This is a genomic window from Pseudomonas sp. MG-9 (assembly GCF_018729515.1).
GTDB lineage: Bacteria > Pseudomonadota > Gammaproteobacteria > Pseudomonadales > Pseudomonadaceae > Aquipseudomonas > Aquipseudomonas serboccidentalis.
The window spans coordinates 1-5,497 of sequence record NZ_JAHHZH010000017.1 but is presented as its reverse complement, the minus strand read 5'-3'; the positions used below and the strand labels follow the sequence as shown (position 1 = coordinate 5,497).

2 tRNA genes and 3 rRNA genes are annotated in these 5,497 nt (G+C 51.2%); all 5 read left to right on the top strand.

Annotated features, from left to right (window positions below):
• Positions 1–276 precede the first annotated feature (276 nt).
• The 5 genes from KKQ10_RS28250 (at position 277) to rrf (ending at position 5,467) form a co-directional block, all read left to right on the top strand.
• Positions 277–1,813: ribosomal RNA gene (locus KKQ10_RS28250) — 16S ribosomal RNA — on the top strand.
• Positions 1,814–1,894: 81 nt separating this feature from the next.
• Positions 1,895–1,971, top strand: a tRNA-Ile gene (locus KKQ10_RS28245).
• Positions 1,972–2,000: 29 nt separating this feature from the next.
• Positions 2,001–2,076 (top strand) — tRNA-Ala (locus KKQ10_RS28240).
• Positions 2,077–2,313: 237 nt separating this feature from the next.
• Positions 2,314–5,205: ribosomal RNA gene (locus KKQ10_RS28235) — 23S ribosomal RNA — on the top strand.
• A 146-nt stretch (positions 5,206–5,351) separates the two neighbouring features.
• Positions 5,352–5,467, top strand: a 5S ribosomal RNA gene (gene rrf / locus KKQ10_RS28230).
• The 16S, 23S and 5S rRNA genes sit together here with 2 tRNA genes alongside, the layout of an rRNA operon.
• Positions 5,468–5,497 lie beyond the last annotated feature (30 nt).

Sequence of the window (5,497 nt, the reverse complement as noted above, 5' to 3'; positions counted from 1 at the left end):
AAGTGGTTGAAGTTGTTGAAGAAATCTTCGAAAACTTCTGAAAATAATCACTTGACAGCAAATGAGGCTGCTGTAGAATGCGCGCCTCGGTTGAGACGAAAGATCTTAACCAACCGCTCTTTAACAACTGAATCAAGCAATTCGTGTGGGTGCTTGTGGAGTCAGACTGATAGTCAACAAGATTATCAGCATCACAAGTTACTCCGCGAGAAATCAAAGATGTAACCAACGATTGCTGAGCCAAGTTTAGGGTTTCTTAAAAACCCAAAGATGTTTGAACTGAAGAGTTTGATCATGGCTCAGATTGAACGCTGGCGGCAGGCCTAACACATGCAAGTCGAGCGGATGAAAGGAGCTTGCTCCTGGATTCAGCGGCGGACGGGTGAGTAATGCCTAGGAATCTGCCTGGTAGTGGGGGACAACGTTTCGAAAGGAACGCTAATACCGCATACGTCCTACGGGAGAAAGCAGGGGACCTTCGGGCCTTGCGCTATCAGATGAGCCTAGGTCGGATTAGCTAGTTGGTGAGGTAATGGCTCACCAAGGCGACGATCCGTAACTGGTCTGAGAGGATGATCAGTCACACTGGAACTGAGACACGGTCCAGACTCCTACGGGAGGCAGCAGTGGGGAATATTGGACAATGGGCGAAAGCCTGATCCAGCCATGCCGCGTGTGTGAAGAAGGTCTTCGGATTGTAAAGCACTTTAAGTTGGGAGGAAGGGTTGTAGATTAATACTCTGCAATTTTGACGTTACCGACAGAATAAGCACCGGCTAACTCTGTGCCAGCAGCCGCGGTAATACAGAGGGTGCAAGCGTTAATCGGAATTACTGGGCGTAAAGCGCGCGTAGGTGGTTCGTTAAGTTGGATGTGAAATCCCCGGGCTCAACCTGGGAACTGCATCCAAAACTGGCGAGCTAGAGTATGGTAGAGGGTGGTGGAATTTCCTGTGTAGCGGTGAAATGCGTAGATATTGGGAGGAACACCAGTGGCGAAGGCGACCACCTGGACTGATACTGACACTGAGGCGCGAAAGCGTGGGGAGCAAACAGGATTAGATACCCTGGTAGTCCACGCCGTAAACGATGTCAACTAGCCGTTGGGAGCCTTGAGCTCTTAGTGGCGCAGCTAACGCATTAAGTTGACCGCCTGGGGAGTACGGCCGCAAGGTTAAAACTCAAATGAATTGACGGGGGCCCGCACAAGCGGTGGAGCATGTGGTTTAATTCGAAGCAACGCGAAGAACCTTACCAGGCCTTGACATCCAATGAACTTTCCAGAGATGGATTGGTGCCTTCGGGAGCATTGAGACAGGTGCTGCATGGCTGTCGTCAGCTCGTGTCGTGAGATGTTGGGTTAAGTCCCGTAACGAGCGCAACCCTTGTCCTTAGTTACCAGCACGTTATGGTGGGCACTCTAAGGAGACTGCCGGTGACAAACCGGAGGAAGGTGGGGATGACGTCAAGTCATCATGGCCCTTACGGCCTGGGCTACACACGTGCTACAATGGTCGGTACAGAGGGTTGCCAAGCCGCGAGGTGGAGCTAATCCCACAAAACCGATCGTAGTCCGGATCGCAGTCTGCAACTCGACTGCGTGAAGTCGGAATCGCTAGTAATCGCGAATCAGAATGTCGCGGTGAATACGTTCCCGGGCCTTGTACACACCGCCCGTCACACCATGGGAGTGGGTTGCACCAGAAGTAGCTAGTCTAACCTTCGGGAGGACGGTTACCACGGTGTGATTCATGACTGGGGTGAAGTCGTAACAAGGTAGCCGTAGGGGAACCTGCGGCTGGATCACCTCCTTAATCGACGACATCAGCTGCTCCATAAGTTCCCACACGAATTGCTTGATTCATTGAAGAAGACGATAGAAGCAGCCCGAAATTGGGTCTGTAGCTCAGTTGGTTAGAGCGCACCCCTGATAAGGGTGAGGTCGGCAGTTCGAATCTGCCCAGACCCACCAATTTTGTGTGGGAAACCTGTAGAAAATACGGGGCCATAGCTCAGCTGGGAGAGCGCCTGCCTTGCACGCAGGAGGTCAGCGGTTCGATCCCGCTTGGCTCCACCACTACTGCTTCTGAAGTTTGAAAGCTTAGAAATGAGCATTCCATTGTGATGATGGTGAATGTTGATTTCTAGTCTTTTGATTAGATCGTTCTTTAAAAATTTGGGTATGTGATAGAAAGATAGACTGAACGTTACTTTCACTGGTAACGGATCAGGCTAAGGTAAAATTTGTGAGTTTAATCGCGAATTTTCGGCGAATGTCGTCTTCACAGTATAACCAGATTGCTTGGGGTTATATGGTCAAGTGAAGAAGCGCATACGGTGGATGCCTTGGCAGTCAGAGGCGATGAAAGACGTGGTAGCCTGCGAAAAGCTTCGGGGAGTCGGCAAACAGACTTTGATCCGGAGATGTCTGAATGGGGGAACCCAGCCATCATAAGATGGTTATCTTGTACTGAATACATAGGTGCAAGAGGCGAACCAGGGGAACTGAAACATCTAAGTACCCTGAGGAAAAGAAATCAACCGAGATTCCCTTAGTAGTGGCGAGCGAACGGGGACTAGCCCTTAAGTGGCTTTGAGATTAGCGGAACGCTCTGGAAAGTGCGGCCATAGTGGGTGATAGCCCTGTACGCGAAAGTCTCTTAGTCATGAAATCGAGTAGGACGGAGCACGAGAAACTTTGTCTGAATATGGGGGGACCATCCTCCAAGGCTAAATACTACTGACTGACCGATAGTGAACTAGTACCGTGAGGGAAAGGCGAAAAGAACCCCGGAGAGGGGAGTGAAATAGATCCTGAAACCGTATGCGTACAAGCAGTGGGAGCAGACTTTGTTCTGTGACTGCGTACCTTTTGTATAATGGGTCAGCGACTTATTTTCAGTGGCGAGCTTAACCGAATAGGGGAGGCGTAGCGAAAGCGAGTCTTAATAGGGCGTCTAGTCGCTGGGAATAGACCCGAAACCGGGCGATCTATCCATGGGCAGGTTGAAGGTTAGGTAACACTGACTGGAGGACCGAACCGACTACCGTTGAAAAGTTAGCGGATGACCTGTGGATCGGAGTGAAAGGCTAATCAAGCTCGGAGATAGCTGGTTCTCCTCGAAAGCTATTTAGGTAGCGCCTCATGTATCACTGTAGGGGGTAGAGCACTGTTTCGGCTAGGGGGTCATCCCGACTTACCAAACCGATGCAAACTCCGAATACCTACAAGTGCCGAGCATGGGAGACACACGGCGGGTGCTAACGTCCGTCGTGAAAAGGGAAACAACCCAGACCGTCAGCTAAGGTCCCAAAGTTATGGTTAAGTGGGAAACGATGTGGGAAGGCTTAGACAGCTAGGAGGTTGGCTTAGAAGCAGCCACCCTTTAAAGAAAGCGTAATAGCTCACTAGTCGAGTCGGCCTGCGCGGAAGATGTAACGGGGCTCAAACCATACACCGAAGCTACGGGTATCACGCAAGTGATGCGGTAGAGGAGCGTTCTGTAAGCCTGTGAAGGTGAGTTGAGAAGCTTGCTGGAGGTATCAGAAGTGCGAATGCTGACATGAGTAACGACAATGGGTGTGAAAAACACCCACGCCGAAAGACCAAGGTTTCCTGCGCAACGTTAATCGACGCAGGGTTAGTCGGTCCCTAAGGCGAGGCTGAAAAGCGTAGTCGATGGAAAACAGGTTAATATTCCTGTACTTCTGGTTATTGCGATGGAGGGACGGAGAAGGCTAGGCCAGCTTGGCGTTGGTTGTCCAAGTTTAAGGTGGTAGGCTGAGATCTTAGGTAAATCCGGGATCTTAAGGCCGAGAGCTGATGACGAGTTACCTTTCAGGTGACGAAGTGGTTGATGCCATGCTTCCAAGAAAAGCTTCTAAGCTTCAGATAATCAGGAACCGTACCCCAAACCGACACAGGTGGTTGGGTAGAGAATACCAAGGCGCTTGAGAGAACTCGGGTGAAGGAACTAGGCAAAATGGCACCGTAACTTCGGGAGAAGGTGCGCCGGTGAGGGTGAAGGACTTGCTCCGTAAGCTCATGCCGGTCGAAGATACCAGGCCGCTGCGACTGTTTATTAAAAACACAGCACTCTGCAAACACGAAAGTGGACGTATAGGGTGTGACGCCTGCCCGGTGCCGGAAGGTTAATTGATGGGGTTAGCTAACGCGAAGCTCTTGATCGAAGCCCCGGTAAACGGCGGCCGTAACTATAACGGTCCTAAGGTAGCGAAATTCCTTGTCGGGTAAGTTCCGACCTGCACGAATGGCGTAACGATGGCGGCGCTGTCTCCACCCGAGACTCAGTGAAATTGAAATCGCTGTGAAGATGCAGTGTATCCGCGGCTAGACGGAAAGACCCCGTGAACCTTTACTATAGCTTTGCACTGGACTTTGAATTTGCTTGTGTAGGATAGGTGGGAGGCTTTGAAGCGTGGACGCCAGTTCACGTGGAGCCATCCTTGAAATACCACCCTGGCAACTTTGAGGTTCTAACTCAGGTCCGTTATCCGGATCGAGGACAGTGTATGGTGGGTAGTTTGACTGGGGCGGTCTCCTCCTAAAGAGTAACGGAGGAGTACGAAGGTGCGCTCAGACCGGTCGGAAATCGGTCGTAGAGTATAAAGGCAAAAGCGCGCTTGACTGCGAGACAGACACGTCGAGCAGGTACGAAAGTAGGTCTTAGTGATCCGGTGGTTCTGTATGGAAGGGCCATCGCTCAACGGATAAAAGGTACTCCGGGGATAACAGGCTGATACCGCCCAAGAGTTCATATCGACGGCGGTGTTTGGCACCTCGATGTCGGCTCATCACATCCTGGGGCTGAAGCCGGTCCCAAGGGTATGGCTGTTCGCCATTTAAAGTGGTACGCGAGCTGGGTTTAGAACGTCGTGAGACAGTTCGGTCCCTATCTGCCGTGGACGTTTGAGATTTGAGAGGGGCTGCTCCTAGTACGAGAGGACCGGAGTGGACGAACCTCTGGTGTTCCGGTTGTCACGCCAGTGGCATTGCCGGGTAGCTATGTTCGGGAAAGATAACCGCTGAAAGCATCTAAGCGGGAAACTTGCCTCAAGATGAGATCTCACTGGAACCTTGAGTTCCCTGAAGGGCCGTCGAAGACTACGACGTTGATAGGTTGGGTGTGTAAGCGCTGTGAGGCGTTGAGCTAACCAATACTAATTGCCCGTGAGGCTTGACCATATAACACCCAAGCAATTTGCTGACCTGAGAAGGCACCAGATTGCGGTGTGTGAAGACGAAACGAACCGAAAGTTCGAGACAAACACACAAACTATCGCATACCCGATTTGCTGAAACGTCGAAAGGCGGGTCGGCACACAGAATTTCTTGACGACCATAGAGCGTTGGAACCACCTGATCCCATCCCGAACTCAGAAGTGAAACGATGCATCGCCGATGGTAGTGTGGGGTTTCCCCATGTGAGAGTAGGTCATCGTCAAGATTAAATTCCGAAACCCCAATTGCGAAAGCA